The sequence below is a fragment of the Sphingomonas sp. 66-10 genome, assembly GCF_001897045.1.
Taxonomy (GTDB): domain Bacteria; phylum Pseudomonadota; class Alphaproteobacteria; order Sphingomonadales; family Sphingomonadaceae; genus Sphingomonas; species Sphingomonas lycopersici.
In genome coordinates this window covers 26,259-26,765 of record NZ_MKRR01000007.1, presented here as the reverse complement: position 1 = coordinate 26,765, position 507 = coordinate 26,259, and the positions used below count along the sequence as shown (strand labels likewise).

Annotated in this window: 1 protein-coding gene; it reads right to left on the bottom strand. The window is 64.3% G+C overall.

The annotated features are described in order from the left end of the window. Nucleotides 1–440 (bottom strand): TrbC family F-type conjugative pilus assembly protein (locus tag BGN95_RS01260; protein ID WP_286771380.1); only part of this gene is annotated, 440 nt, incomplete at its 3' end. Nucleotides 441–507 lie beyond the last annotated feature (67 nt).

Here is a 507-nt window from a genome sequence, read left to right as displayed (position 1 = left end):
TTGTTGGGGAAGCCGCGGAAAACGACGACGCCGCCTGCCCGCGCGGTATCGGCGATCAACTGCTTGAGCGACGCCGGCGGCATCGACAGGCTGGCGAAGGCGATGAACTGCGGGGCATCGCCCCCTGGGACATTGGCATTTGTCGCCGCGCCCTGCACCAGCTCGTCAAAGTCGATCTTACCTTCCGGTCCCTTTGGCAGATCGGTCGCGGCAACCCGCTGCATGTTGTCGATGCCCGACTTACGGACGACGCTCGCCTGCTCGCGGAATTCGTCACCGCGGTCCTTTACCTGGTCGACGAAGGCCTGCGCTTCTGCTGCCATGTCGGCCGCGCGCTTCTTGACGGCCTGAACGTCGACCCCGTCGACGGATTGCGCGAGCAATGCCGAAAGACCAGCAGTGCCGAGAAGCGCGACGATGCCCGATGTCAGAAGACGCATGTCTCTCTCCTCAGAACACGCAGCAGTTGCGCTTGCGCCAGACGAGGTAGCCCATGTCCTCGCCGCC